Below are 22,339 nucleotides of genomic sequence, written 5' to 3'. Positions count from 1 at the left end.
TTTGTCTTCCGGGCCGGTTAACTCGAAAGTTGTGCGTCGCAGCCCGTGGTGATGTGGATTGCGAATATTTTGAGCACGCACGCATATGATCCCAAACCTCTAGGATTGATGGATATGCCCAGCGATAGACCACTTCCGATGCTGACCCGCCGTGCCTTTTCGGCAACCTTTCTGGGCGGGGTGGCAGTACCCTTTGTGGGCCGGGCCTTCGCACAAACGCCGTCCGACATCCGTTCGCGTGTCGTGAACATGTCCCAGCTTCATGCAATCCTGGTACAACGCGGTGACGAGATCATCGTCGCCGAAGCGCCGCGCGGGCCGGGATTGGATCGGGTTGCCAACATCAAGTCCTGCTCGAAAAGCATCATCGGTCTGCTGACGGGTAATGCAATCGCGAAAGGGGCGATCCCGTCGGTCAAGGCCACCATCGGCGAAATAGCACCATCTATCATCCCGTCGAATGCCACCCCCGGTGTAGAAAATCTGACCATCGAAGATCTGGTGACGCTCCGCGCCGGGCTTGAGGGTACATCAGGGCGCAACTACGGCGCTTGGGTCACTTCCGACAATTGGGTTTCCTTTGCACTGCGCCGCCCCATGGTCGCCACGCCCGGCGGTCGTATGATCTATTCCACCGGCACCACGCATATCCTTGGTGCTGTGCTTGCAGTCGCGACAGGAAAAAGCTTGCTCGCGCAGGCGCGCGCGGTCCTTGGTCAGCCGCTCGGCATTGAAATTCCGGCGTGGACACAGGATCCGCAAGGCTATTATTTCGGCGGGAACGAGATGGCGATGACGCCGCGCGCGATGTTGCGCATTGCGGCCCTCATGCGGGACCAAGGCCGGTTCGATGGTGACCAGATCATTCCCGCCGACTGGATCGGCCAATCAACCCAAGCCCGCACCCGATCACCTTATTCGGGTCTTGATTATGGCTATGGCTGGTTCCTCAGCCGCAGCGGCTTCATTATCGCACGCGGCTATGGCGGTCAGATCATCGCGGCACATCCAGAAAAGGATCTGGCGGTGGTCATCACCTCTGATCCGACGTCGCCCGCACGATCAGGCGGATATTTCGGGCAACTGATGGACCTGCTTGAGGGTCCTTTGCTTTCGTTGGCTTGACAACAGCGACAAAGAGGATGGAAACGGGGGCGGGTAGGATGGATGCAGAAAAATAAATCTGTCCCCTTTTTCTTTTCCCCTAGTTGGTTTGCCGTGACGTGGCGCAGCGTGCTCCTTCAAAGGTTCATGTCTTGCGGGAGTATGTTGCAGGGCACCAATCTTGGGTATATGTTTTCATGGTAATATTCGCGTGAAAACTGCTGATGGGCTGGAGCAATGAGAACAATTTTTCTTAGATGCGTGTTGTGTGTTGTTGCCATTTTGGCCTTCCAGCATGTGGTTCAAGCTAGAGAAATGTGTAATTCCAGTTATCCAGCTTTTAGTGATCGTATGCCCTGCTTCGCTGACACAATAAGTTGGGTGGAGTTTTATCATTCTGGCGACCACCAAATGCTATTTGAGAAGCACAAAGAGGATTTTGAGCGATTTACCCGAATGCGCTTAAGAAATGATTTGTCAGAGTTTGATCAAGAGGTTCTTAAATTCGACGATGCCCTTAGGACTCTAAATTACCCGTCAAACGATACTAAGCGCAGAGCGAGGATTACGTGCTCTGTATGGTTGGTTGGAGGGGATTATCCCGTTGCAAGGCACGTGGAATGCGAAATGACAGGATATGGACCTTATGAAGGCCTTGATATGGACATCTCGCAGGCTGTTTTAGGATTTGGTTCTGCAAACGATATTGTTGAGAACACTAAGGAAGCCATTAGAATGATCATTGGTGAGATCGCTTCTAGGTTCTACGAAGTAAAGCACCTCTCTGAACCAGTGATGCCGAAAGTTGATTGACATAGGAAGTTTTCATCTTGCGGATCGCTGCCTCATCCTAACAGCATATGAATTTCGAATTCTCAATTCCTAACCAATCTGTTAGGTAACGCTGCATATTTCCCAAACGGGTTCATTGCTTGCCAGGAGATCGCCCTATGTCGACCAATCGCATTACCCTTCGCCGTCCTGATGACTGGCATTTGCATCTGCGTGATGGCGATATGCTTAAAGGTGTGATTGGCGAAACCTCGGCGCATTTTGCCCGTGCAATCATCATGCCCAATCTGGTGCCGCCGGTTGTCAAAACCGATGATGCGGTTGCCTATCGCGACCGGATTACCGCCGCCATCCCATCAGGCCATGATTTCACTCCGCTGATGACGTTGTATCTGACCGAGGGCAGCAATCCCGATGATATCGAGGAAGGCTATAAGGCCGGTGTGATCACCGCACTCAAGCTCTATCCCGCCGGGGCAACGACCAATTCCGATAGTGGTGTGCGTGATTTTGACAAGGCGATGCCCGCATTGGAACGCATGGCAGAACTTGGCATTCCGTTATGTGTTCACGGTGAAGTCACCGATGCGGACATTGATATTTTTGACCGTGAAGCGGTGTTTATCGACCGGGTTCTTGATCCATTGCGCAAACGCTTGCCGGAATTGCGCGTGATCATGGAACACATCACAACCGAAGACGGCGTTGAATATGTCAAAGCCAATGACAAGAATTTGGGGGCGACCATCACGACCCACCATCTGATCATTAACCGCAATGCCATTCTGGTCGGCGGCATTCACCCGCATTTCTATTGCCTGCCGGTGGCCAAGCGTGAAAAGCACCGTCTTGCCCTGCGCGCCGCGGCAACGTCGGGCGATACGCGGTTCTTCCTTGGCACGGATTCAGCCCCCCATACCGATGATCGCAAAGAAAGCCCGTGTGGCTGTGCCGGTATCTTTACCGCCAACAACACCGTGCAGCTTTTGGCCCATGTGTTTGAGCAAGAAGGTGCGCTTGATAAGCTTGAAGGCTTTGCTTCGATCAACGGGCCGCAATTTTATGGCTTGCCGTTAAATGGCGATATGATCACGTTGGAAAAGCGCGCCGAACCCGCCACATTCGCCGAGAAAATCGAAACCGGCGAAGGTCCGGTGACGGTGTTTAATCCGGGTTTTGACATTTTCTGGCATTACGCCTGATCATTTTCGTGACTATTCATACAAAAAGCGGCTCCTTGATGGGCCGCTTTTTTAGTGGTGCCGTCATTCCGGCCGAAGCACCGCGTAGGGCCGGAATCTCGATATTTTTAGTGTCTTGGGCACAAGCAACAGAGTCCCGCCGTCGCGGGAATGACCGGTCTGTCGTGTTTTGGCGGTAATAGGGCTTAACCGCTGAGATCAATCTTGCTGGGTGCGGCATTAAGGCCAAGCACCATGCGGTAACTTTCCGCTGCCGCACTGGCCTGCAATGCCAGCATGGTCGAAATGTTCCGCGATGCCCCCTTGGCAACATTGAAATCCGCCGCCGAGCTTCCCGGCACCGATGCCGCGCGTGATATCGCGGCCTGATTGGCAATCGCGGCAACGCCTTCTAGGCCCAGAATCGGCCGGATGCTGACCTTGCCGCCCGTGGCATAAAGCCGCCCGTCGGGACCCGCACTATAGCTGTAGCTGATCATACCGGCATTGGCACCGGCAAGGGCCTGATGGCTTTCTTCTTCGGTGCGGACAATGGCATCACGGGCACGCAGTTCCTGAACGATTTCGCGTTCATTCGCTGTCAGAATCGCGGGGTTGGCGGTCGGTTGGCGTGCACTTTCCGGGGTTTCTTCACGTTCTTGCTGCTGACGCTGGGTCGGGCTGCGATTGTCTATGTCATCAGATGCGCCTTGGCCGTCAATGTCGCGCGGGTCAAGTTGCTGAATGATCGTGACCACGGACGCCGCCCGGTTGACCGGGGCTGGTTGCGGTGGCGGGGAGGGGGCTTGTTGCGCGGCTGCTTGGCCCGTGTCGTTAGATCCGCTCGATCCACTATTCGTGCTTGCACCATCTGATCTTGCCGATGGTTGTGCGGGCGGCAATGGGGGGGATGCATTGCTTGCAAGTGGGACAAGGGCAACCGCAGCAGGCAATGCTTGCGGCGCAGACATACCCGTTCCGCCCGACCCATTGGTCGGCGGTTGGCTCCCGGAGCCGGGCAGGGCGCGCGTGGCAATGATTTGGCCAAGTTGCCCACCGCTGCCGGGGATGACCTGTATTGCACCTGCCTGTATCATGAAGGTGATTATAACCCAGCTTAAGGTTAAAAGTATAGAAGACCCGTGGCTGTGATCACGCCGGTTTGATGAGGCGGTGTGGCGGTGTGGCAGGTATCACTGTCGTATCTGTCACCGATTGGATGGTTTCCCGATTATGCGTTTGTTGCTGTGTGTTGTGTTTTTGGCGTTTTTTCCTGCAATCAGCCATGCGGCACCTGATGCCGATTTATGGCCAGATTGGCAGGCCCATGACGCGCAAAGTACCGACGTGATTGATCATTCTGCATGGCAGGCGGTGCTGGATCTTTACCTGACGGTGGTGGAACCCGGTGTCACCAGTTTTGACTACGCAGCGGCCAAGGCAGAACAAGGTTCGGGTGAAGGTGCGGTGAGCACCTATATCGCAAACATGGTTGATCTGCCGATAGATCAGTTCAACCGCGATCAGCAGTTGGCCTATTGGATCAATCTTTATAATGCGCTGACGGTGAAGGTGGTTCTGGATCATTATCCGGTGACCTCTATCCGCGATATCGATATTTCGCCGGGGCTTTTTTCATCTGGTCCATGGGGCAAGAAACTGATCACGGTGGAGAACAGAACGCTTAGCCTGGATGACATCGAACACCGCATCCTGCGCCCGATCTGGAACGATCCGCGCATTCATTATGCGGTCAATTGTGCCTCGGTCGGCTGTCCTGCATTGGCGGCGGACGCCTATCAGGCCGATAGGATGAACGATCAGCTTGATCAGGCTGCAACGGATTTCATCAATCATCCCCGCGCCATACGCCCCGACGGGGAAGGCGGCTTTGTCTTATCAAGTCTGTATGATTGGTATCGCGATGATTTCGGCAAACGGGATGCGGATTTCAGGGCGCATCTGTTGCGCTTTGCCGGGCCAAAATTGACCGGGATGCTTGGCAATGTAAGGGAATTTGACATTACCGGGTATGAATATGACTGGGCATTAAACGACACCCGGCCATGACACCCCAAAGCAGGTGCATGGCCGTGGAATCAAATGTCGGGCTTAAAGCATCTTGCGATATTGAACGAAGCCGGGCCGATCCGCGATACGGTCATAGAGTTTGATCGCCGTTGCGTTATCTTCTTGGGTTAGCCAGTAAACACGCGCCGCAGATGCGCCTTTGGCATGATCATAGACATGCTCAATCAGCTTGCGTCCGGCACCCGTGCCGCGCACATCGGGCGCAACAAACAAATCCTGCAGATAACAATAATCACCGATCGTCCAGCAGGACGGGTGATAAATCCAGTGCACCATGCCGATCGCCTTTCCGTCCTGCCAGGCAAGGGCGGCGTGAAGGGGTTCTTGTGGGTCAAGAAAGCGCTGCCATGTGGTTTCGCTGACCTCAATCGGGATGTCGGCTTTATAGAATGCCTGATACCCGTGCCAAAGCGGCAACCAAACATCATGATCTGTGGGTGTGATGGGGCGAATTTCAAAGCTCATGACAGGTCCTTTTAGGCTGGGTTATTTTGGCGGCGCAGGCAATGTTGCCCGCGTTTTTTCCAACCTAAAAGCACTAGTAGTCCGGGGTAAGGCCCAATTACAGGAAACAGCAGGGGCCAATCCGCTTTTATCAACCCTGCGCAAGGGCGGAGTGGCAAATACAATCAGGCGGCCTGATTGCGCCAATGGGTGCGTTCTGGATCGCTGTTGTCAGAACGATTTTGCGTTGCCTGTGCAATCGTGTGACGAACGTCACTGGCAGAAATGCCATCATAGCGCATTAATGTCTGCACGATCGGATCGGCAAGCATGTCTTCAACCGTCAATTCCTGATCCACGTAACTCATCATCTCGTATCCTGGTCTTTTATTTGTTGTGCGTAATGTAGTGCTATTGCAAATCATTCGCAACTATAAACTTGTCCAGATTGTACTTTTTTCCACTTCCATAACGTCGGCGCATTGATCTGCCTTAAGGGCAGGGTGCGGACGCTCTGCGTGCGGCTTTGTCCTTTGCGTGTTTTGGTGTCGTGTTGCGGGCTGTTGTGTTGTTACTTAAAGCCGATTGTTCCGTTGAGGATTCTGAACCCTGATATATGTTTCAATATGGCCGTGGGATGGTATTTTCTTGATTAATTTCTGACGGGCCTCTAACGCTGTGAACTGGTTTGATCACGGGTGTGATAAAGCCCAACAACTATGGCAAAAATAGGCTGGGAAGATGACACGTCCGGGAATTCGTGAATATGCATTGCTGCTGATTTTGGCATTGATGTGGGGAAGTTCGTTCACCTTCATCAAGATCAGTGTGCATGCCTATTCCCCGTTGGTGGTTGCCGCCGGGCGGTTGACATTTGCTGCCCTTGTCTTGTGGTGCTTTGCCCTTATTCGCAAATCCGACATGCCAAAAGGCAGGCGCGCATGGGTTTCGACCTTTTTGGTCGCGCTGGTTGGCAATGCCATTCCATTCTTTTTGATCAGTTACGGCGAAACCCGCGTTGATGCCGGGTTGGCCGCAATCCTGATGTCGACCGTCCCGTTGACCACGGTGGTGCTGGCCCACTTCTTTACCCATGACGAGAAACTTAGCCTTGGCAAAGTCATCGGTGTGGTTCTGGGCACCATCGGGGTGATTGTTCTGGTCGGGCCGGAAACGCTTTCGGGGCTGGGTGGGGAATTCCTGTTCCAGCTTGCCATTCTGGTGGCGGCTGTTGGCTATGCGATTTCGTCGCTGGTGGCGCGGAATTTACGCGATCAGCCGCGTATTGGATCGACCGCCGTGATCCTGACCTTTGCAGCCGCGATGTTGATCCCCTTTACCCTGATCCTTGATCAGCCCTGGACAATGGATTGGGATTTGGAAGGTGCACTTGCGATCTTGTATCTTGGGATGTTCCCGACCGGGATTGCGATGTTTCTGATCTTGCAATTGATTGCGATCGCAGGGGCCAGTTTCTTGGTGTTTAACAACTATCTGGTGCCGGCCGTCGGGGTCGTGATCAGTTTTATCGTTTTGGGCGAAGTCCCCCAGCCAAATGCACTGGTCGCACTGGCGGTTATTCTGGCCGGAATCGCCGCATCGCAAATGCGGTTTACGCGTAAATCGGTTGCATTGGATGCCAGCGGGGCAAAAAACGATCCGGTTGCGCCGGTGATGGAAGTGCCCGAAGACGAAAAAAACAAGTCTCACCAGTAAGAAAAGCCCAAATACGGTGCAAAATTCAAACTTTCTTGCCCAATGCGGAAGGATGGGATTTGTCAATATTGTTTGTGCGAGACAAACCTGATACTTTCCGCCTTTCTGGTCCGGCATGTAGTTGAAAAATGGTGCATGTCACGCCGATTGAATTATTTCTAATCAAGCGTTTAAGAGGTCACGGCCTTTGTCCACCAAAGAGACCAATCCTGAAAACCGCGATGTTTTCCCGGTTTCCATAGAACAAGAAATGCGCCGCAGCTACCTTGATTACGCGATGAGCGTGATTGTTAGCCGTGCGCTGCCCGACGTCCGAGATGGTTTGAAACCCGTGCATCGTCGTATTTTGTACGCCATGCACGAAAACGGGTTTGAATATAACAAACCGTTCCGTAAATCGGCCCGTGTGGTCGGGGACGTGATGGGTAAATATCACCCGCATGGCGACAGCGCGATTTACGACGCGATGGTCCGTATGGCGCAGAGTTTCTCCATGCGCCTGCAACTGATTGACGGGCAGGGTAACTTCGGTTCCATGGATGGCGATAAAGCCGCCGCCATGCGTTACACCGAAGCGCGCATGGCAAAGTCCGCGCATTTCCTGCTTGATGATATCGATAAAGACACCATCGATTTCCGCGATAACTATGACGAAACCACCCGCGAACCATCTGTTTTGCCAGCACGTTTTCCAAACATGCTGGTCAATGGTGCCGGGGGTATCGCTGTTGGTATGGCGACCAATATTCCGCCGCATAACCTTGGCGAAGTTATCGATGGCTGCATGGCCTATGTCGATGACCCCGATATCACCGTTGAAGGTCTGATGGAATTCGTCCATGGACCGGATTTCCCGACAGGTGCCCTTATTCTGGGTCGTTCGGGTATCCATTCGGCGTTTAAAACCGGTCGTGGTTCGGTTGTCATGCGCGCACGCACCCATGTCGAAGAAGTCCGTGCGAAACGTGATGCGATCATTGTCACCGAAGTTCCCTTCCAGGTGAACAAGGCGACCTTGATGGAAAAGATCGCCGATCTGGTCCGCGACAAAAAACTCGAAGGTATCTCTGATCTTCGTGATGAGTCGGACCGTAACGGCGTTCGCATGGTGATCGAACTTAAACGCGATGCCAATTCCGACGTTGTTCTCAATCAGCTGTTCCGCTTTACAGCCCTTCAGACCTCGTTTGGTGTGAATATGCTGGCCCTGAACCGGGGTAAGCCGGAACTGATGAACCTGAAAGACATCATTCAGGCCTTTGTCGAGTTCCGCGAAGAAGTCATTACCCGCCGTACCATCCATCTTCTGAAAAAGGCACGTGATCGTGCCCACGTCGTGGTTGGTCTTGGTATTGCGGTGGCCAATATTGATGAAGTCATCAAATTGATCCGCGCTGCTGCTGATCCGACGATTGCACGTGAACAGTTGATGGCGCGCGATTGGGCGGCTGGCGATATAGTGCCGCTGATCGAACTGATTGCCGATCCCTTGCAAGTGGGCTCGACCGATGGGCAGTATCGCCTGTCCGAAGCCCAGGCGCGTGCGATCCTTGAACTGCGTCTGCATCGCCTCACGGGTCTCGAACGCGATAAAATCGCGGGCGAATTGACCGAACTGGGCGAGAAGATCAAAGACTTCCTTGATATCCTTGCATCGCGTGAGCGTAAGTTGACGATCCTCAAGGACGAGCTGACAGAAATGCGCAACGAGTTCGCTAACGAACGCCGTAGCGAAATTCTTGAAGCTGAATTCGAACATGACATCGAAGACCTGATTGCCCGTGAAGAGATGGTGGTTACCGTGTCGCACACTGGCTATATTCAACGTGTTCCGCTGTCGACCTATCGCGCACAGCGTCGCGGTGGGAAAGGCCGTTCGGGCATGGCGACCCGTGACGAAGATTTCGTCACAAAGCTGTTTGTTGCCAATACCCACACTCCGGTTCTGTTCTTCAGTTCCGAAGGCATGGTCTACAAGATGAAAGTCTGGCGTTTGCCAATGGGAACCCCGCAATCTCGCGGTAAGGCCCTTGTGAACATGCTGCCACTTTCTGAAGGTGAGATTATCACAACGGTTCTGCCGCTTCCGGACGAAGAAGAATGGCCGAACCTGCACGTGATGTTCACCACCTCGACCGGGAATGTCCGTCGTAACAGTCTTGCTGATTTCGTGAATGTGAAATCAAACGGCAAGATCGCCATGAAACTTGAAGAAGATCGTGGTGACAAACTGATTGCGGTTCATACCTGTACCGATGATGACGACATCTTGCTGACAACCCGCAAGGGTAAATGCATTCGTTTCCGTGTAACCGATGTCCGCGTGTTTACTGGCCGTAATTCGGTCGGTGTACGTGGTATCCGTCTGGCGGACGAAGACGAAGTCATCGCAATGTCGGTTCTGTTTGGTAACCATGTTTCGATGGAAGAACGTGGTGAATATCTTTCGATTACCGGCAAACTGCGCCGCGAAGAAATCACCACGGATAACTTGCCGCTAGAACTTCTAAGCGAAGAACGTTATCAGGAAATCATTGACGGCGATCAGATGATCCTGTCGGTGACTGAAAACGGCTATGGCAAGCGGACCTCGGCCTATGAATACCGCGTGACCGGCCGTGGTGGTCAGGGCTTTGCCAATATCGAGATGTCTGAACGTAATGGTAATGTTGCCGCATCCTTCGTTATTGAAGAAGGCGACGAACTGATGATGGTCACCAATGGTGGCAAAGTCATCCGTATGCCAACACATGATATCCGTATCGCCGGTCGTAAGACCCAGGGTGTGACACTGTTCCGTACTGCCGAAGACGAAGAAGTCGTCGCAGTCGAACGCCTGTCCAACCTTGGTGGTGACGAAGAAGGCGATGGTGAAGGCGAAGATGGTGTGATTGACGGTGCTGAAGGCAGTGTCGAGACCACTGATGAAAACGCAACCGATGCCGCACAGACAAGTGCCGACGAAACCGGTGACGAAGCACTGGAATCTGATGGCGATACTCGCGACGAATAATTGGATGTTCTATGACTGAAATGTCTTCTACTGTATCGCGCATCGGGATTTATCCGGGGACTTTTGATCCGGTAACCCAGGGGCATATGGATATTATTCGTCGTGCGACCCGCATAGTGGATCAGCTTATTGTCGGCGTTGCGATCAACGCCGGCAAAGGCCCCATGTTCGGTGTCGAAGAACGCTGTGCATTGGTCGAAGGGGCCCTTAAGGGGGCTGGTGGCGAAATTGCTGCCCGCACCTCGGTAAAGCCATTTTCTTCGCTTTTGATGCAGTTTGCGCAGGAAAACGGATCAAGTACGATTATCCGTGGTCTTCGGGCAGTTTCTGACTTTGAATATGAATTCCAGATGGCTGGCATGAATGCCCGGCTGTCCCCGGAAGTTGAAACCGTCTTTTTGATGGCTTCGGAAAAGCAGCAGTTTGTCTCTTCGCGCTTCGTCAAAGAAATCGCCCGGTTGGGCGGTAACGTTACTGAATTTGTGCCAGCCAACGTGCTTAAGCGATTGCACGAAAAGCTGGCGGAAGAAAAGGAATAACGCAGGCCATGCGTCTTATTCGTCTTTTATCACTATTTGCTCTCGTACTAGGATTTATCACCATGTCCACTGGAAACGACGCTGTCGCTCAGGATCTGGAAAACACGCTTTATCTTGATCTGAAAGATGGCCGCGTTGTGATTCAGCTTCGCCCGGATCTTGCGCCGAATCATGTTGCCCGCATCAAGGAACTGACCCGCGAGGGGTTCTATGATGGCCTGAAATTCCATCGCGTGATCGATGGTTTCATGGCACAGACCGGTGACCCGAAAGGCAATGGGACTGGCGGTTCAGGTCAGAAACTTGACGCTGAATTCTCTAAAGAACATCACGGTCGTGGCGCTGTTTCAATGGCCCGTTCGGCCAGCCCGAACAGCGCAGACTCGCAGTTCTTCATCTGCCTTGACGAGGCACCGCACCTTGATGGTCAATACACCATCTGGGGTCAGGTGACCGAAGGCATGGAATATGTCGATATGATCAAAAAGGGTGCGCCGTGGGCCAATGGCTCCGTCGCCGACCCGGATCAGATCGTTAAAATGCAGGTTGCGGCAGACGCCCAGTAATCGCCTTTTTCGATCCATTGCAACCGAAAGCCGTCCCTTTATGGGGCGGCTTTCGCGTTTTAGGGGCTGAAACGCTAAAAAGAGGAAAAATATGGAAATGAGGTGTTGACCAGCGCCGCCTCTGCCATTAAAACGCGCTTCACCAACGTTGAGGGCCCGTAGCTCAGTTGGTAGAGCAACTGACTTTTAATCAGTTGGCCACAGGTTCGAATCCTGTCGGGCTCACCATTTCAAAACCCCTGGAACTTAGATGTTTCGGGGGTTTTGCATATCTGCATTTCCTTTCGTTAATCATCATATGATCGTCCCGTCTTGGCTGCCTTGTTTCGGGTGGCCCCGCCGATATCCATGGGCACTTTTTTTGATCGGGCGAAGTCCGGGTTTTCAACGCTTTTTGGTCGGATTTATTGCGGATGTGGACTTTCCCTTAAAAAGGGGGGTTGACCGATGACGCCAGTCCCATTAAAACGCCGCTCACCAACGTTGAGGGCCCGTAGCTCAGTTGGTAGAGCAACTGACTTTTAATCAGTTGGCCACAGGTTCGAATCCTGTCGGGCTCACCATTTCAAAACCCCTGGAACTTAAATGTTTCGGGGGTTTTGCATATCCGGCTTTTGCACCTTCGTTTCACCTGTCTTTCGATCCGTGATCAGGCGCAAAGCCGTTTTCCCAAAACCTTGTTCAGTTGATACCTCGGCATCCCGCGCAAAGCGGGACAGGCATGCACGAAAAAGCTGTGTCATTTCGCACTTGCGATTGCATCGCAATTCTATTTGTTGTAAGGAATGCAAATCAGTTTCAAATGCATCGGAGCAGGACGTCCGGTGCGGATCGTCTGTTTGATCGGAAAGTTAAATGCCTGAACCTGTAAATCCGTTGGCCGCATCCGGGGGTGCGCAAAGCCTGATCCCATCCGATGGCGCAACTGCACCTGATGCATCTGCGACAGGAACCCTGTCTGCGGACGGGACGATCATGGTTGATCCAGATACCGGTCTTCCGATGGATACCGTCGCAATGACCCAGACCAGTTCCTTTGGCGATGCGTTTGGCGGTCTGCCTGTTCTTGAACAGGTCGATCGTGCCGGTATTGTCGGCTGGGTTCTGGCGGCCATGGCCCTGATCGGGTTGATCCTGTTCTTCTATAAACTGGTCGGCTTCCTGCGCCGTGGCGTTTTTGCCGACGGATTTGTCAAAGATGTAGAACGCCATCTGTCAGCAGGCAATGAAGCAAAGGCTGCTGATGTGATGTCGCGTCGCCGTCATCCTGCGGCCCGTATCGGTCTTTCGGGCATGTCGCTGTCCGTGACATCTGCCGATCAACGCGAAGCCGCATCAGATCTGATCGCCGCACGTGCGCGCAAAGAAATTGACGGATTGAATGGCGGACTTCGCATTATGTCGGCGATTGCCGTGCTAAGCCCGCTTTTGGGATTGCTCGGCACTGTTATGGGTATGATCGAAGCCTTCCAGAAAATGGAAGGTGCCGGAAGCCGTATTGATCCGTCGGTATTGTCGGGCGGTATTTGGCTGGCGCTTTTGACCACGGCGATTGGTTTGGTCGTCGCGATCCCGGCAACTGCCTTCCATATGTGGATGCAGGGCGTTATCAGCCGTGCAGCAGCCGTTATGGAAGATGTTTGCACCATGGTGGTCAATCGTGTGGAGCTGTCCCACAGGGCTGATTTAGGGGCATCCAACGTCGCTGAACTGCGTCACGCTGCCGAGTAGAAACCCATCCGCCGGAATATGCCTTATGCAATTGCGCGAACGTAATCGCGGTTCAACACCGATGATCGGTCTGACCCCGCTGATTGATGTTGTTTTCATTCTGCTGATTTTCTTCATGCTGGCATCAAGCTTTCTCGATTGGAAAGGCTTTGAGATGTCGGTCAGCATTACCGATGGCAAATCAACCAGCCAAAGCGATATCCGCCCGATCACGATCAATGTCGATGCCAATGGTGGATTGTCGATCAACAGCGAAGCTGTGTCGCTATCCGGCTTGGTTCCGGCCATAAAGCGCGATCATGATGGATCACCGGTTCGCTTGCGCCCGGTCAATGGTGCGAACCTGCAACATCTGATTGATGTGATGGATGCGTTGGGGCGTGGTGGTGTGACCGATGTGGAGTTCGTTGAATGAAGCGTCGCATTGTCATTTCCGAAGACGGACCGGTTCAGGAGCCAATGCTGCCCCTGATCAATATCGTCTTCCTGCTTTTGATCTTTTTCATGATTGCCGGCAGCCTGCAAAAGCTAGGTCCTTTTGAAGTCAACCCGCCTGCAAGTCAGGCGGCCGCCGCGGATCCTGAAAACACAATTGTCTTGTGGCTCAGCCAAGGGGCCGAGATCGGGATTAATGATCAAAAGGGCGGTCTTGAAAGACTGTCTTCGATGTTGCCCGAAGACTATATCGGTCGCCCTGTTGAAATCCGTGCTGACCGTGCGACCGAGGGGGCCAAAGTCGTCGCCGTGCTGAAACGGTTGCAGGAACTCGGTGTGGATAAGGTCCAGTTGATGACGGCGATGGAACCGGGTCAGGAACAGCAGTAATATGTCAAAGCGTCTTGATCTTTTGATTGCTACCGGCCTTACGGGCATTGTCCTGACGGGGGGCATTGTGCTTGCCATGCCTGAACCGCAACCCTCGGGTTGGGGCGGGGCCGGTTCTGTTCAAAGTATCAGTATCTCGCTTGGTGCAGGAAGTGCACTCAGCGGTGAAGCTGAAATCGATGAACAAAGTGCGGATTCAGTCGACAGCAAGGCTGCTGAAGAACCGGTAGAAGTCACCGAGCCCGATCCTGAACCTGAACCCGTTCCAGTCCCGGTCGTTGAACCGGAACCGGTTGTCGAGCCTGAGCCAGAAGAAATCGCCGAACCGGAGCCCGAGCCAGAACCCGTCGTCGGGCCGGAACCCGAGATCGTCGAAGTCGAACCCGAACCTGTTCCCGAACCGGTCGTCAAAGAAATTGTCGAACCTGTGCCTGAGCCGGAACCGGTTGTGGTTGCGGAATTGGCCGAAGTCCTTCCGGTGCGCATGAAACCAAAGCCACCGGTGAAACAGGTTGAAACTGCCGAAGTGGTCGAGGCCGTCAAAAAGGCGCCAGAACCGGTCACACAGGCAACCGGTTTGACGAATTCAACCAAATCCGAAGGCACGGTTGGCGAAGTCGCCAAAAGTCAGGCGGCAAGTGCCTCGAACGGATCTGGCGGTGTTGCAGCCAGCAAGGCCGCAATGGTTGATTATCAATCCTCGGTCCTGCAGATGCTTAACCGCTACCGCGAATACCCTGATCGGGCCAAACGTCGCGGGATTGAAGGCCAGAACAGCATCTATGTCGTGATTGAACGCGACGGAACGGTCAAGGTGTTCAAGATGCTGTCATCAAGTGGTTCGAAGCTGCTAGATCGTGAAACCCAACGGATGATTGAACGGGTACAAAAGTTCCCGCCATTCCCCGATACCATGACCGAAGACAGCATCACACTGACCATCCCGGTGGTTTATAACCTGCGCTAAATTTTCAAAACCTCTTACTGGCCACTAGTATAATTTAAGAGTTTAGGTGTAACCTTCCTTAGTGCAGTGTAAGGGGGATGGTTATGGATAGTGTCTATGGTGCGACCGCTGTAGATGCCGCGCGCGCTTGTCGAAATGATCAGAACTTACCCCCACTAATCGCGTGGGAAAAGGCCATCGTCGCACACACTTCAAGCAAAAGTTCACGTGAGAAAAGCTGCCCTAAAGCTGCTTTCATTGGTCTGTGTTCTGGTGGGTTTATAAAGGGTATTCTACCGTGGGCAGATGCTCCTATCTCACTCAATGGTCAGTATGCTAGCCAAGCGGCAACGACCTTGATGGCATTAGGCAATCATTCGGTTCCTAGTCCACAGGAGTTATGGCATCAGGTTGTGGGAACGCATAAGGCGTCTAACAGCCAAATGCATGTCGTGCTTGCTCTGCACTCAGCTGGATTGCTTGGCAGCCCCTTGTGATCGAAACGACGAGGTTGCGATAACTTTAGTCGAAATGAAATACTGAACAATTCACGATTTTTGAAAATTCTTACGACACTTCTCCATCCTCCCATTGGTAATCAAGCGGGGCTTCGCGCCAGGCGAACTTGTCGAGATGGATGACAATAATTCCCTTCATCGCCTCAATCCCTTCAAGTTTGTGCGATTGCCCGGCAAAGACCAATGCGCTGTCTTCTGCGGTGATGGTGCAGGGACCCATCGGAAAGGCGACGTCGCCCTTGGTATCGGATAAATCAACCTCAACCTTATGGGCAAAATGCTTGCAGAGTTGGACAAGATACTTGGCAGCCTTGTCGGTTTTGACCGATCCCTTGGTGGTAAACATCTTATGATCTCTCTTGAGTAGAATTTATGGCGTCGCGCACGGTTTATTGCGACGGTGCGTCGTTCAGACCGACCCAATAGACACCATCAAGGTCGATTGCCTGAAACTGTTCGAAAAACGTTGCCAGTTCGGCATCTGGTTCGAGGTCGGCATAGATGTCGGGATGCAGCCACTTGGCCATGGCCTGCAGGGCAAAGACATTGATAGGATTGTTATAAATGTGATGCCAGACGGAATAGACCTGCTTGTCCTTAACCGCCGTTAGGAGCGGCAGACCGGTACGTTCCATGCTGTGTGCCAAGGAAGAACGTGCCTGATCGGCACTGGTGTTTGCGCCAAGGACAATGCGTTTTGCGTTGGTTTCCGCATCCAGCCCGGCTGATCCGATGGCTGTGGTGATATAAATGTCGGGGTCGGTGACGATCACCTGTTCGACGGATACCTGACTGATGATGCCGGGGATGGTATCGGCAAAGATGTTCTCGCCACCGGCGAGCGTGACGAACTTGCCGATCATTTCGTTGCCCATGGCTTCGCAGCAGTTTTCAACAAGGCCGACGCGGCTTTCAAGGAAGACACTGGGTTTGTCGGTGATCTGTGCTGTGCGGGAGGTCACCTTTGAAAGATTTTCCTCATAGAATTTCACAAAGGCTTCCGCCTGTTCTTCCTTACCCATCAGCTTGCCAAGAAGGCGGATGCTTTTGGGCGTGTTTTCAAACGGTTTGGCCCGGAAATCGATCATCACCACCGGAATATCTGCTGCCCCCATAACAGACAGGACCTCGTGGCTGGTGGAACCTGGGCCATGGCCGCCCGACATGCCGAAAATCGCAACATCCGGTTCAACCGTAATCGCCTTTTCGACAGAAAATGTTTCCTCGTTTCGGCGGCCAACCAGCGGGATATCATCAATTTCGGGGAATTTATCGCGATATTGCGCAAACGAGGCCGGGTCGAGCGATTTGAATTCGCCCATCATACCTGCAACCCAGCGCACCGGATTTTCAGGATCAAGAATGCCGATAGATGGCAAGAAACGCCCTTCGCCCAAAATCATATGTTTGACAGGAACTTCAAGGGTGACTTCGCGCCCGGCAATATCGGTAAGTGTGATGGTTTCACCAGCTTGTGCCGCACTGGTACACATGACGGTCGCGGCGAGTAAGCCCAAGAAACGGTTTAATTTCATCTCGAATGATCCTGTTGTGGTTTAGGCAGGCAGTTTTGGTTAAAACGCCGAAATGAGCGGCACAAAATGCCACTCATCACGGATTGAAAGTTTGGTGATCAGAATGAAACCTTCGCTGAGACAAGGAAGGTCCGGCCCGGCTCGTGATAGGGTTCAATCGCACTGCTGTCATAGCCCGGAGTTGTGCGGGCGACGTAATCGCGGTCAAATATATTCAGAACATCAACGCGCAGGGTCACAGAACGTGACAGGGCCTCTGGGGTCCATTCACCGTACATATTTGCAACGAAATAGGTATCAAGTTTTTCGTTGCCGTTCTTTTCCGGATCATCGTTGGACAATGCCAGTTCTGAATTCGCGCCGACCTGAACGCCCAGTTCTTCAAAACGGTGGCCAAGTTCAAAATTAACCATGTCACCGATCAGAACGCCCTGATAGGACGCATCGTTACTAAGTGGGACACTACCGTTTCGTTCAACATCGGTGTGGCTATAGGCAACACGGGCGAAACCAGGGCCATAATTCCAGGTCGTCGACAGGTTATAGCCACGGGTATCAAGTTCGCTTGTGGTATTACGTGTGGTGTATTCCAGCGAGTGAGAACCATTGATCTTGTTGTAGAACAGGCTGCCGTCGAAGGATAACTGACCAATATCGTAACGCGCACCGCCTTTGTAATTGTGGGACCGGGATGGCTTGAATCCGGTATAATCCCACATGCCTGAATAGTTATAAATTGCCGTTTCCCCGATCGGCAGGCCACCAAATGACGTTCCGATACCAGTATAAACCATCAGGTCATCCGTCAGGTCATATTCGGTGTTGGCGTTGCCGCTTAGGCCAAACTCGCTGAAATCCGATCCGTCGATGCCTTCAAACCATTGCTGGTCACCACGTCCGCCAACCGAAACACGCCAACGATCCGTCAGCGACAAACGCGCTTGGGTGAAGAGGCCGATATTCGTTGATGTTTCCGTGAACCGCCCTGCAAGACCGCCTGTACGGGCCGTGTCACCGCCGCCGGTTGCTTCATCGTGATAGAAATCAACACCGGTTGTGATGTTGCCCATGCCGATATCAAAGGTATTGGCGGCTTTACCGTTAAGTGTTTCAATTTCGGCTTCAAGATGGGTGTTGCCATTTAGCGCCGGAATGTCGAGATGGGTCTTGCTGTAATTCAGGCTAAGGTCCGGCGCCAACATGTCCGATGGTTGCTCGTCAACATAACTGACACCAAGCGAAGTATCTTTGTATGAAATCCATTGTGGGTCAGACCCATTGGTTAAGGAACCAAAATTTGGACGAGCAGGGCGGACACCTTCATCTTCAAGGTGGCTGGCAAATGCTTCAAACCGACCGCCATCATTTCCGGTAAAGGCAAATTCCCCCATGCCGTTTTCGCTGCCATCGGCTGTGCCAGCGGCTTCGTTGCCGTCACCATCCTCATAGTTGCCCTGATTGCTGTTCTGAACATAGGCCAGTGCTTCAAAGCCTTCATGCTGACCTGCAAGCGTTAACCATTCGGTGAAGCCTTGCGTGTTGCTGTTGTACTGGATTTTTGCCCAGCCACCGAACGGATCATTTTCGCCAAGGATGTCGCGGGCATCTTTAGTTTCATATGATATGGAACCGCCAAGTGCATTTGGGCCTGCATCTGCCGGGGCAATCCCCGCCTCGACGCCGACTGATTTCAGCATGCCCGGATCAATGATCGCCGTGCCAATATGGTGAAAGCTGGAATCAACCTGCCGCGTGCCGTCGACCTGCACATTGAGTTTGGTGTTCTCAATGCCCTGAACATAAACCTTTTGCGCAATTGCGGTCGGTCCGCCAACTTGAACAGACGGCTCATTGGCAAACACATCTTTGATGGTTTGCGGGTTGGCGCGGTCCAGATCATCCTGATCAATTTCCACACCACCTGGAAGACTTGGTCCTGACTGTACGGATGCGGTGACCTCGACAGGTGGGAGCACGTTCTCGGACGCATCGGTCTGGTTGTCTTGGGCAAAGGCAGCAACAGGCAAAACGGTTAAAGCAACACCGGCAAGCAGGGTGGAGCGAAACAGCCCCCCGAACCGGGGAGATGTATCTTGCGAGTGTAACTGAGCCATGTTCATTCCCTATCAAATAGATTGCAAATGCGAATGATTGTGAATATTATTATCTGGAGCGTGAAGGCAACAGGAATGATGTTTGCCAAATCGCCGGACATGTTTGCGAAATCGTCAAACGTGTTTGTGCAACAGGCGCTTTTTACCCGTTGCGCAATTGTTTAATGCTTCTTCATAACGTCGGAACGGCAGGAGAGATTTGTGGTGATAGCAGCGCAGCGGCCCATAACACGGCGTGATTCTATTACCAGGAGCGAATTGGAAGAATTTGGCTCGCGTGTCAAAGGTATGGGTGGCCCCTTGGCAGGGCGCGGGCCGCTTATAAGCGGCCGAATGTCATTCAGTGATACCCTGTCATACCTTGACATTCACACATCCGACACGATGGAGATGAAGGACGCGGTTGCCGATTATGAGGTCGGGGCTGCGGTCAAGGTTGCCATTGTTCTAAAGGGGCGTGTTCAGGCGGAGTTCGATGGCGTCCCGGTCGATCTCGACGCGCGCGACCATCCGGTTGGCTTTATCTGGGCCGTGTCACAGCCATCTACCGTGCGCCGTTACATCCAAAAAGGAAGCGAAATCAGCAAAGTTATGATTTCGGCGCGTTTAGACTGGGTTGTGGAGAAATTGCGCAAATCACCGTCGCGCTATCGTGACATTGTCGATTTCTTTCAATCGGGTATTTCCGTACGCACTTGGCAACCGTCGCGGCGGATACTGGCGCTGACGAATCAACTGATCTATCCGCACACAGACGACCCGCTGCTTCGGGATCTTTATTCTGAAAGCCGTGGTCTTGAGATTTTTGCCGAAGCACTTGGTGCTTTGCAGGCGGAAACGATCACGGAGAATACCCAGAAAGAACCAGATCCGATTGATCAGTATTTTAAAGCACAGGAAATTCGTGGATTTATCATTGATCATATTCTTGATGATTTGAACCTGACCACTCTGTCGCTGTCTTTAGGGATGAGTGTTGCCAATCTACAGCGTATTTTCAAAAACGCTTATGGTACGACAATTAAGGATTTCATCCGCGAAACCCGTCTTGTCACTGCGCGGGATGCCATGGAAAAAGATGGTCTGACGATTGGACAGGCCGCTTGGCTGGCGGGTTATTCAAGCCCAGCCAATTTTGCCACGGCCTTTAAACGTGTATTTGGTATGTCCCCGTCCGACTCTCGTGATCGTTAGGGTTAGATACCTTCACCATATTATATGACTTAATTGGATCGTCCTTAACTGATCGGCTTCGCCGTCAGCCGATGTATTTGCCATTCTAGTTCGGTTCTTTAGCGAATTTTTCTCAAAACCCGTTTGGGCGCGTCTTTCTTCTATCAATGTTTTGATGGAATGGAGAACGTGATGCCAATCAATGCAGGACAATTAAGATCACTGGTCGTCAAACCCGTGCTTGCGGCACTGGATCTGGCGGCCCCAGACGTTGCCGAAAACCTGATCATGGGGACAGCGGCCCATGAAAGTCATCTCGGGGACTATATTGAACAGGTCGGCGGTGGCCCGGCCATGGGCATTTTCCAGATGGAACCCGCCACCCTTAATGATTGCTATGTGAACTATCTTGATTATCCCGGCCGTGCAGCACTGAAGGCCAAAGTAGATGGTTTTTTGGCCGCTCAGCCAGCTTTGGTTGATGGAAGCCCTGATAAGGCCGCACAATTGGCAACCAATCTGGCCTATGCGACCGCATTATGCCGAATTCGCTATTACCGTGCCCCGGCTGCGATGCCAACGGATGCAAATGATATCAACGGGCTCGCCGCCTACTGGAAGCAGTATTATAACACGCCATTGGGGGCCGGAACGGTCGAACAGTTCGTCGCGGACTACAATCGCTATCTTGGCTAAGGCCAACATGCCGTAACGTCGGGGAAATATTTTTTCCCCGATATGGCAAAAACAGTGGAAACAGACCGGCCTTTTCGCCAAAATCCCCCTCCGCAGGGCGTGGTTGCGCAAAAAACCACCAAACCAGAAAAATATAGGGGATCCCAATGAAGCGTCGTCAGTTCCTTAAAAGTGCCGGTCTCGGGGCTGGTGCGGTTGCCGCATCTGTCGCAGCACCGGCCATCGTTTCAGCCCAGGAAAGCCTGAATTGGCGCATGGTGATGCCCTGGCCTAAGGGCACACCGGGTCTTGGTACCAATGCGGAAAAGTTCGCTGCCATGGTCAAGGAAATGTCGGCGGGCCGTTTGAACATCTCTGTTTTTGGGGCTGGCGAAATCGTCCCGCCGTTTGAATGCATGGATGCGGTCGAACAGGGCGTGGTCGAAATGGCGCACGGCACCCCGTATTACTGGCAGGGTAAAAACCCGGCTCTGAACTTCTTCTCGACCATTCCGTTCGGTCTGACCGCCTGGGAACTTTCAAGCTGGCTGCGTTTCGGCGATGGGCAGAAGCTGTGGGAAGAAGCCTATTCCGAATTTAACGTTGTTCCGTTCTATGCTGGTAACTCTGGCATGCAGGCCGGTGGTTGGTTCAACAAGGAAATCAATTCGCTTGATGACCTTCAGGGCCTTAAAATGCGCTATGCCGGTTTGGGTGGCGAAGCCATGCGTCGTGCTGGTGCCAACGCAACCATGATCCCACCGGGGGAAATCCTGCCAGCTATGCAGTCTGGTGCAATTGACGCCGCTGAATGGGTTGGCCCGTGGAACGATTTGGCATTTGGCCTGTATCAGGTTGCCAAATACTACTACACCCCGGCTTTCCACGAACCTGGACCGGGTCTTGAGATCTTTGTTTCCAAGGAAAAGTTTGATTCCCTGACCCCTGATCTGCAGGCGATCATTCGCTTTGCCGCACAGGCGATTGCTGAAAACACCCTTGCTGACTTCACCTTTAATAACCTTCAGTCTTATCAGCCGCTGATCGACAAGGGCGTTGAAGTCCGTCAGTTCCCTGATGAAGTCATCATGGCACTGGCCGAACATTCCAAAGCAGCCGTTGATGAAATTGCTGCGGCGAATGATCTGTCGGGTCGAATTGCTGCAAGCTATCTGGATCTGGTCAAGAAGGCTGCGCGTTATGGCAAGGAATTTGAAGCAACCGGCCTTCTGCACCGTGCAAAGGTTTGGGGTTTCTAAGAAAAACCATTCCAACGGATCGATATGCCGGACCTGATGGGTTCGGTTGATGAAAAGGGACTGCCGTCGGGCGGTCCCTTTTTGCGTTGCATCCGGTGATCTTGCGGTAACCCACGG

The 22,339-nt window shown here is 52.8% G+C and carries 22 protein-coding genes and 2 tRNA genes; 18 read left to right on the top strand and 6 right to left on the bottom strand.

What is annotated here, in order from left to right; all coding sequences use genetic code 11:
* Window positions 1-114: 114 nt before the first annotated feature.
* From ACQ0MK_RS09125 to pyrC, 3 genes are all read left to right on the top strand, one after another.
* Window positions 115-1,125 (top strand): serine hydrolase domain-containing protein, encoded by a 1,011-nt coding sequence (locus ACQ0MK_RS09125; protein ID WP_430475745.1) that lies wholly within the window; start codon window positions 115-117, stop codon window positions 1,123-1,125.
* Between the two features lie 390 nt (window positions 1,126-1,515).
* Window positions 1,516-1,917 carry a hypothetical protein gene (locus ACQ0MK_RS09120; protein WP_430475744.1) on the top strand — a complete coding sequence of 134 codons (402 nt, stop codon included), beginning with the start codon at window positions 1,516-1,518 and terminating at the stop codon, window positions 1,915-1,917.
* A gap of 137 nt (window positions 1,918-2,054) precedes the next feature.
* Window positions 2,055-3,098: a dihydroorotase gene (gene pyrC / locus ACQ0MK_RS09115; protein WP_430475743.1), complete on the top strand. Its 1,044-nt coding sequence runs from the start codon at window positions 2,055-2,057 to the stop codon at window positions 3,096-3,098.
* Between the two features lie 185 nt (window positions 3,099-3,283).
* On the opposite strand, the gene ACQ0MK_RS09110 is transcribed toward pyrC, so the two are convergent.
* Window positions 3,284-4,174 (bottom strand): putative metalloprotease CJM1_0395 family protein, encoded by an 891-nt coding sequence (locus ACQ0MK_RS09110; RefSeq protein ID WP_430475742.1) that lies wholly within the window; start codon window positions 4,172-4,174, stop codon window positions 3,284-3,286.
* A gap of 136 nt (window positions 4,175-4,310) precedes the next feature.
* On the opposite strand from ACQ0MK_RS09110, the gene ACQ0MK_RS09105 reads away from it, so the two are divergent.
* Window positions 4,311-5,147 (top strand): DUF547 domain-containing protein, encoded by an 837-nt coding sequence (locus tag ACQ0MK_RS09105; protein WP_430475741.1) that lies wholly within the window; start codon window positions 4,311-4,313, stop codon window positions 5,145-5,147.
* Window positions 5,148-5,189: 42 nt separating this feature from the next.
* Here ACQ0MK_RS09105 and ACQ0MK_RS09100 read toward each other — a convergent pair whose 3' ends face one another.
* Together ACQ0MK_RS09100 and ACQ0MK_RS09095 are read right to left on the bottom strand one after the other, a co-directional pair.
* Complete coding sequence (locus ACQ0MK_RS09100) at window positions 5,190-5,633, bottom strand: GNAT family N-acetyltransferase (RefSeq protein ID WP_430475740.1); 444 nt, start codon at window positions 5,631-5,633, stop codon at window positions 5,190-5,192.
* 164 nt (window positions 5,634-5,797) lie between these two features.
* On the bottom strand, window positions 5,798-5,983 hold the full coding sequence (locus ACQ0MK_RS09095; RefSeq protein WP_430475739.1) for a hypothetical protein: 186 nt from the start codon (window positions 5,981-5,983) through the stop codon (window positions 5,798-5,800).
* A gap of 370 nt (window positions 5,984-6,353) precedes the next feature.
* Here ACQ0MK_RS09095 and ACQ0MK_RS09090 point away from each other — a divergent pair, with 370 nt between their 5' ends.
* The 11 genes from ACQ0MK_RS09090 to ACQ0MK_RS09040 all read left to right on the top strand — a co-directional run bounded on the left by ACQ0MK_RS09090 (window position 6,354) and on the right by ACQ0MK_RS09040 (window position 15,445).
* Entirely contained in the window at window positions 6,354-7,328 is a 975-nt protein-coding gene (locus ACQ0MK_RS09090; protein ID WP_430475738.1) for a DMT family transporter, read from the top strand.
* 187 nt (window positions 7,329-7,515) lie between these two features.
* Window positions 7,516-10,341, top strand: a complete 2,826-nt coding sequence (gene gyrA / locus ACQ0MK_RS09085; protein WP_430475737.1) for a DNA gyrase subunit A — start codon at window positions 7,516-7,518, stop codon at window positions 10,339-10,341.
* An 11-nt stretch (window positions 10,342-10,352) separates the two neighbouring features.
* On the top strand, window positions 10,353-10,880 hold the full coding sequence (coaD, locus tag ACQ0MK_RS09080; RefSeq protein WP_350040772.1) for a pantetheine-phosphate adenylyltransferase: 528 nt from the start codon (window positions 10,353-10,355) through the stop codon (window positions 10,878-10,880).
* Window positions 10,881-10,942: 62 nt separating this feature from the next.
* Window positions 10,943-11,446, top strand: coding sequence for a peptidylprolyl isomerase (locus ACQ0MK_RS09075; RefSeq protein ID WP_350040773.1), 504 nt, complete (start codon window positions 10,943-10,945; stop codon window positions 11,444-11,446).
* 152 nt (window positions 11,447-11,598) lie between these two features.
* Window positions 11,599-11,674, top strand: a tRNA-Lys gene (locus ACQ0MK_RS09070).
* A gap of 259 nt (window positions 11,675-11,933) precedes the next feature.
* Window positions 11,934-12,009, top strand: a tRNA-Lys gene (locus ACQ0MK_RS09065).
* Between the two features lie 292 nt (window positions 12,010-12,301).
* A complete protein-coding gene (locus ACQ0MK_RS09060; RefSeq protein ID WP_430475736.1) occupies window positions 12,302-13,177 on the top strand; it encodes a MotA/TolQ/ExbB proton channel family protein in 876 nt (291 codons plus the stop codon).
* A gap of 25 nt (window positions 13,178-13,202) precedes the next feature.
* The gene (locus tag ACQ0MK_RS09055) at window positions 13,203-13,592 is read left to right on the top strand and encodes an ExbD/TolR family protein (protein ID WP_430475735.1); all 390 of its coding nucleotides are present in this window, start codon (window positions 13,203-13,205) and stop codon (window positions 13,590-13,592) included.
* Window positions 13,589-14,002: an ExbD/TolR family protein gene (locus ACQ0MK_RS09050; protein WP_430475734.1), complete on the top strand. Its 414-nt coding sequence runs from the start codon at window positions 13,589-13,591 to the stop codon at window positions 14,000-14,002. The genes ACQ0MK_RS09055 and ACQ0MK_RS09050 overlap by 4 nt, the downstream gene beginning before the upstream one ends.
* A 1-nt stretch (window position 14,003) precedes the next feature.
* Window positions 14,004-14,969, top strand: coding sequence for an energy transducer TonB (locus tag ACQ0MK_RS09045; protein WP_430475733.1), 966 nt, complete (start codon window positions 14,004-14,006; stop codon window positions 14,967-14,969).
* Window positions 14,970-15,046: 77 nt separating this feature from the next.
* On the top strand, window positions 15,047-15,445 hold the full coding sequence (locus ACQ0MK_RS09040) for a DUF6979 family protein (protein ID WP_430475732.1): 399 nt from the start codon (window positions 15,047-15,049) through the stop codon (window positions 15,443-15,445).
* Window positions 15,446-15,515: 70 nt separating this feature from the next.
* On the opposite strand, the gene ACQ0MK_RS09035 is transcribed toward ACQ0MK_RS09040, so the two are convergent.
* The 3 genes from ACQ0MK_RS09035 to ACQ0MK_RS09025 form a co-directional block, all read right to left on the bottom strand.
* Window positions 15,516-15,812 (bottom strand): DUF2218 domain-containing protein, encoded by a 297-nt coding sequence (locus tag ACQ0MK_RS09035; RefSeq protein ID WP_430475731.1) that lies wholly within the window; start codon window positions 15,810-15,812, stop codon window positions 15,516-15,518.
* A 43-nt stretch (window positions 15,813-15,855) separates the two neighbouring features.
* Window positions 15,856-17,001, bottom strand: coding sequence for an ABC transporter substrate-binding protein (locus ACQ0MK_RS09030; protein ID WP_430475730.1), 1,146 nt, complete (start codon window positions 16,999-17,001; stop codon window positions 15,856-15,858).
* A gap of 98 nt (window positions 17,002-17,099) precedes the next feature.
* Window positions 17,100-19,115 carry a TonB-dependent receptor domain-containing protein gene (locus tag ACQ0MK_RS09025; RefSeq protein WP_430475729.1) on the bottom strand — a complete coding sequence of 672 codons (2,016 nt, stop codon included), beginning with the start codon at window positions 19,113-19,115 and terminating at the stop codon, window positions 17,100-17,102.
* A 333-nt stretch (window positions 19,116-19,448) separates the two neighbouring features.
* On the opposite strand from ACQ0MK_RS09025, the gene ACQ0MK_RS09020 reads away from it, so the two are divergent.
* From ACQ0MK_RS09020 to ACQ0MK_RS09010, 3 genes are all read left to right on the top strand, one after another.
* Window positions 19,449-20,309: a helix-turn-helix transcriptional regulator gene (locus ACQ0MK_RS09020; protein ID WP_430475728.1), complete on the top strand. Its 861-nt coding sequence runs from the start codon at window positions 19,449-19,451 to the stop codon at window positions 20,307-20,309.
* A 171-nt stretch (window positions 20,310-20,480) separates the two neighbouring features.
* Window positions 20,481-20,984, top strand: a complete 504-nt coding sequence (locus ACQ0MK_RS09015; protein ID WP_430475727.1) for a hypothetical protein — start codon at window positions 20,481-20,483, stop codon at window positions 20,982-20,984.
* Window positions 20,985-21,130: 146 nt separating this feature from the next.
* A complete protein-coding gene (locus ACQ0MK_RS09010; protein WP_430475726.1) occupies window positions 21,131-22,222 on the top strand; it encodes a TRAP transporter substrate-binding protein in 1,092 nt (363 codons plus the stop codon).
* Window positions 22,223-22,339: the final 117 nt, after the last annotated feature.

This window comes from Thalassospira lucentensis (assembly GCF_050516545.1).
GTDB classification, from domain to species: Bacteria; Pseudomonadota; Alphaproteobacteria; order Rhodospirillales; family Thalassospiraceae; genus Thalassospira; species Thalassospira lucentensis_C.
The sequence above is the reverse complement of the archived record's forward strand: the minus strand, read 5'-3'. Positions and strand labels throughout refer to the sequence as shown.

Bases quoted from the DNA above. Each gene is read 5' to 3' on its own strand.
- ACQ0MK_RS09125 (WP_430475745.1), top strand. From the start codon at position 115: ATGCCCAGCGATAGACCACTTCCGATGCTGACCCGCCGTGCCTTTTCG.
- ACQ0MK_RS09100 (WP_430475740.1), bottom strand. From the start codon at position 5,633: ATGAGCTTTGAAATTCGCCCCATCACACCCACAGATCATGATGTTTGG.
- coaD (WP_350040772.1), top strand. From the start codon at position 10,353: ATGACTGAAATGTCTTCTACTGTATCGCGCATCGGGATTTATCCGGGG.
- ACQ0MK_RS09020 (WP_430475728.1), top strand. From the start codon at position 19,449: ATGTCATTCAGTGATACCCTGTCATACCTTGACATTCACACATCCGAC.
- ACQ0MK_RS09060 (WP_430475736.1), top strand. From the start codon at position 12,302: ATGCCTGAACCTGTAAATCCGTTGGCCGCATCCGGGGGTGCGCAAAGC.
- ACQ0MK_RS09055 (WP_430475735.1), top strand. From the start codon at position 13,203: ATGCAATTGCGCGAACGTAATCGCGGTTCAACACCGATGATCGGTCTG.
- ACQ0MK_RS09015 (WP_430475727.1), top strand. From the start codon at position 20,481: ATGCCAATCAATGCAGGACAATTAAGATCACTGGTCGTCAAACCCGTG.
- ACQ0MK_RS09025 (WP_430475729.1), bottom strand. From the start codon at position 19,115: ATGGCTCAGTTACACTCGCAAGATACATCTCCCCGGTTCGGGGGGCTG.
- ACQ0MK_RS09075 (WP_350040773.1), top strand. From the start codon at position 10,943: ATGTCCACTGGAAACGACGCTGTCGCTCAGGATCTGGAAAACACGCTT.
- ACQ0MK_RS09120 (WP_430475744.1), top strand. From the start codon at position 1,516: ATGCTATTTGAGAAGCACAAAGAGGATTTTGAGCGATTTACCCGAATG.
- ACQ0MK_RS09095 (WP_430475739.1), bottom strand. From the start codon at position 5,983: ATGATGAGTTACGTGGATCAGGAATTGACGGTTGAAGACATGCTTGCC.
- ACQ0MK_RS09030 (WP_430475730.1), bottom strand. From the start codon at position 17,001: ATGAAATTAAACCGTTTCTTGGGCTTACTCGCCGCGACCGTCATGTGT.
- ACQ0MK_RS09050 (WP_430475734.1), top strand. From the start codon at position 13,589: ATGAAGCGTCGCATTGTCATTTCCGAAGACGGACCGGTTCAGGAGCCA.
- ACQ0MK_RS09110 (WP_430475742.1), bottom strand. From the start codon at position 4,174: ATGATACAGGCAGGTGCAATACAGGTCATCCCCGGCAGCGGTGGGCAA.
- ACQ0MK_RS09105 (WP_430475741.1), top strand. From the start codon at position 4,311: ATGCGTTTGTTGCTGTGTGTTGTGTTTTTGGCGTTTTTTCCTGCAATC.
- ACQ0MK_RS09045 (WP_430475733.1), top strand. From the start codon at position 14,004: ATGTCAAAGCGTCTTGATCTTTTGATTGCTACCGGCCTTACGGGCATT.
- ACQ0MK_RS09035 (WP_430475731.1), bottom strand. From the start codon at position 15,812: ATGTTTACCACCAAGGGATCGGTCAAAACCGACAAGGCTGCCAAGTAT.
- ACQ0MK_RS09040 (WP_430475732.1), top strand. From the start codon at position 15,047: ATGGTTATGGATAGTGTCTATGGTGCGACCGCTGTAGATGCCGCGCGC.
- ACQ0MK_RS09010 (WP_430475726.1), top strand. From the start codon at position 21,131: ATGAAGCGTCGTCAGTTCCTTAAAAGTGCCGGTCTCGGGGCTGGTGCG.
- ACQ0MK_RS09090 (WP_430475738.1), top strand. From the start codon at position 6,354: ATGACACGTCCGGGAATTCGTGAATATGCATTGCTGCTGATTTTGGCA.
- pyrC (WP_430475743.1), top strand. From the start codon at position 2,055: ATGTCGACCAATCGCATTACCCTTCGCCGTCCTGATGACTGGCATTTG.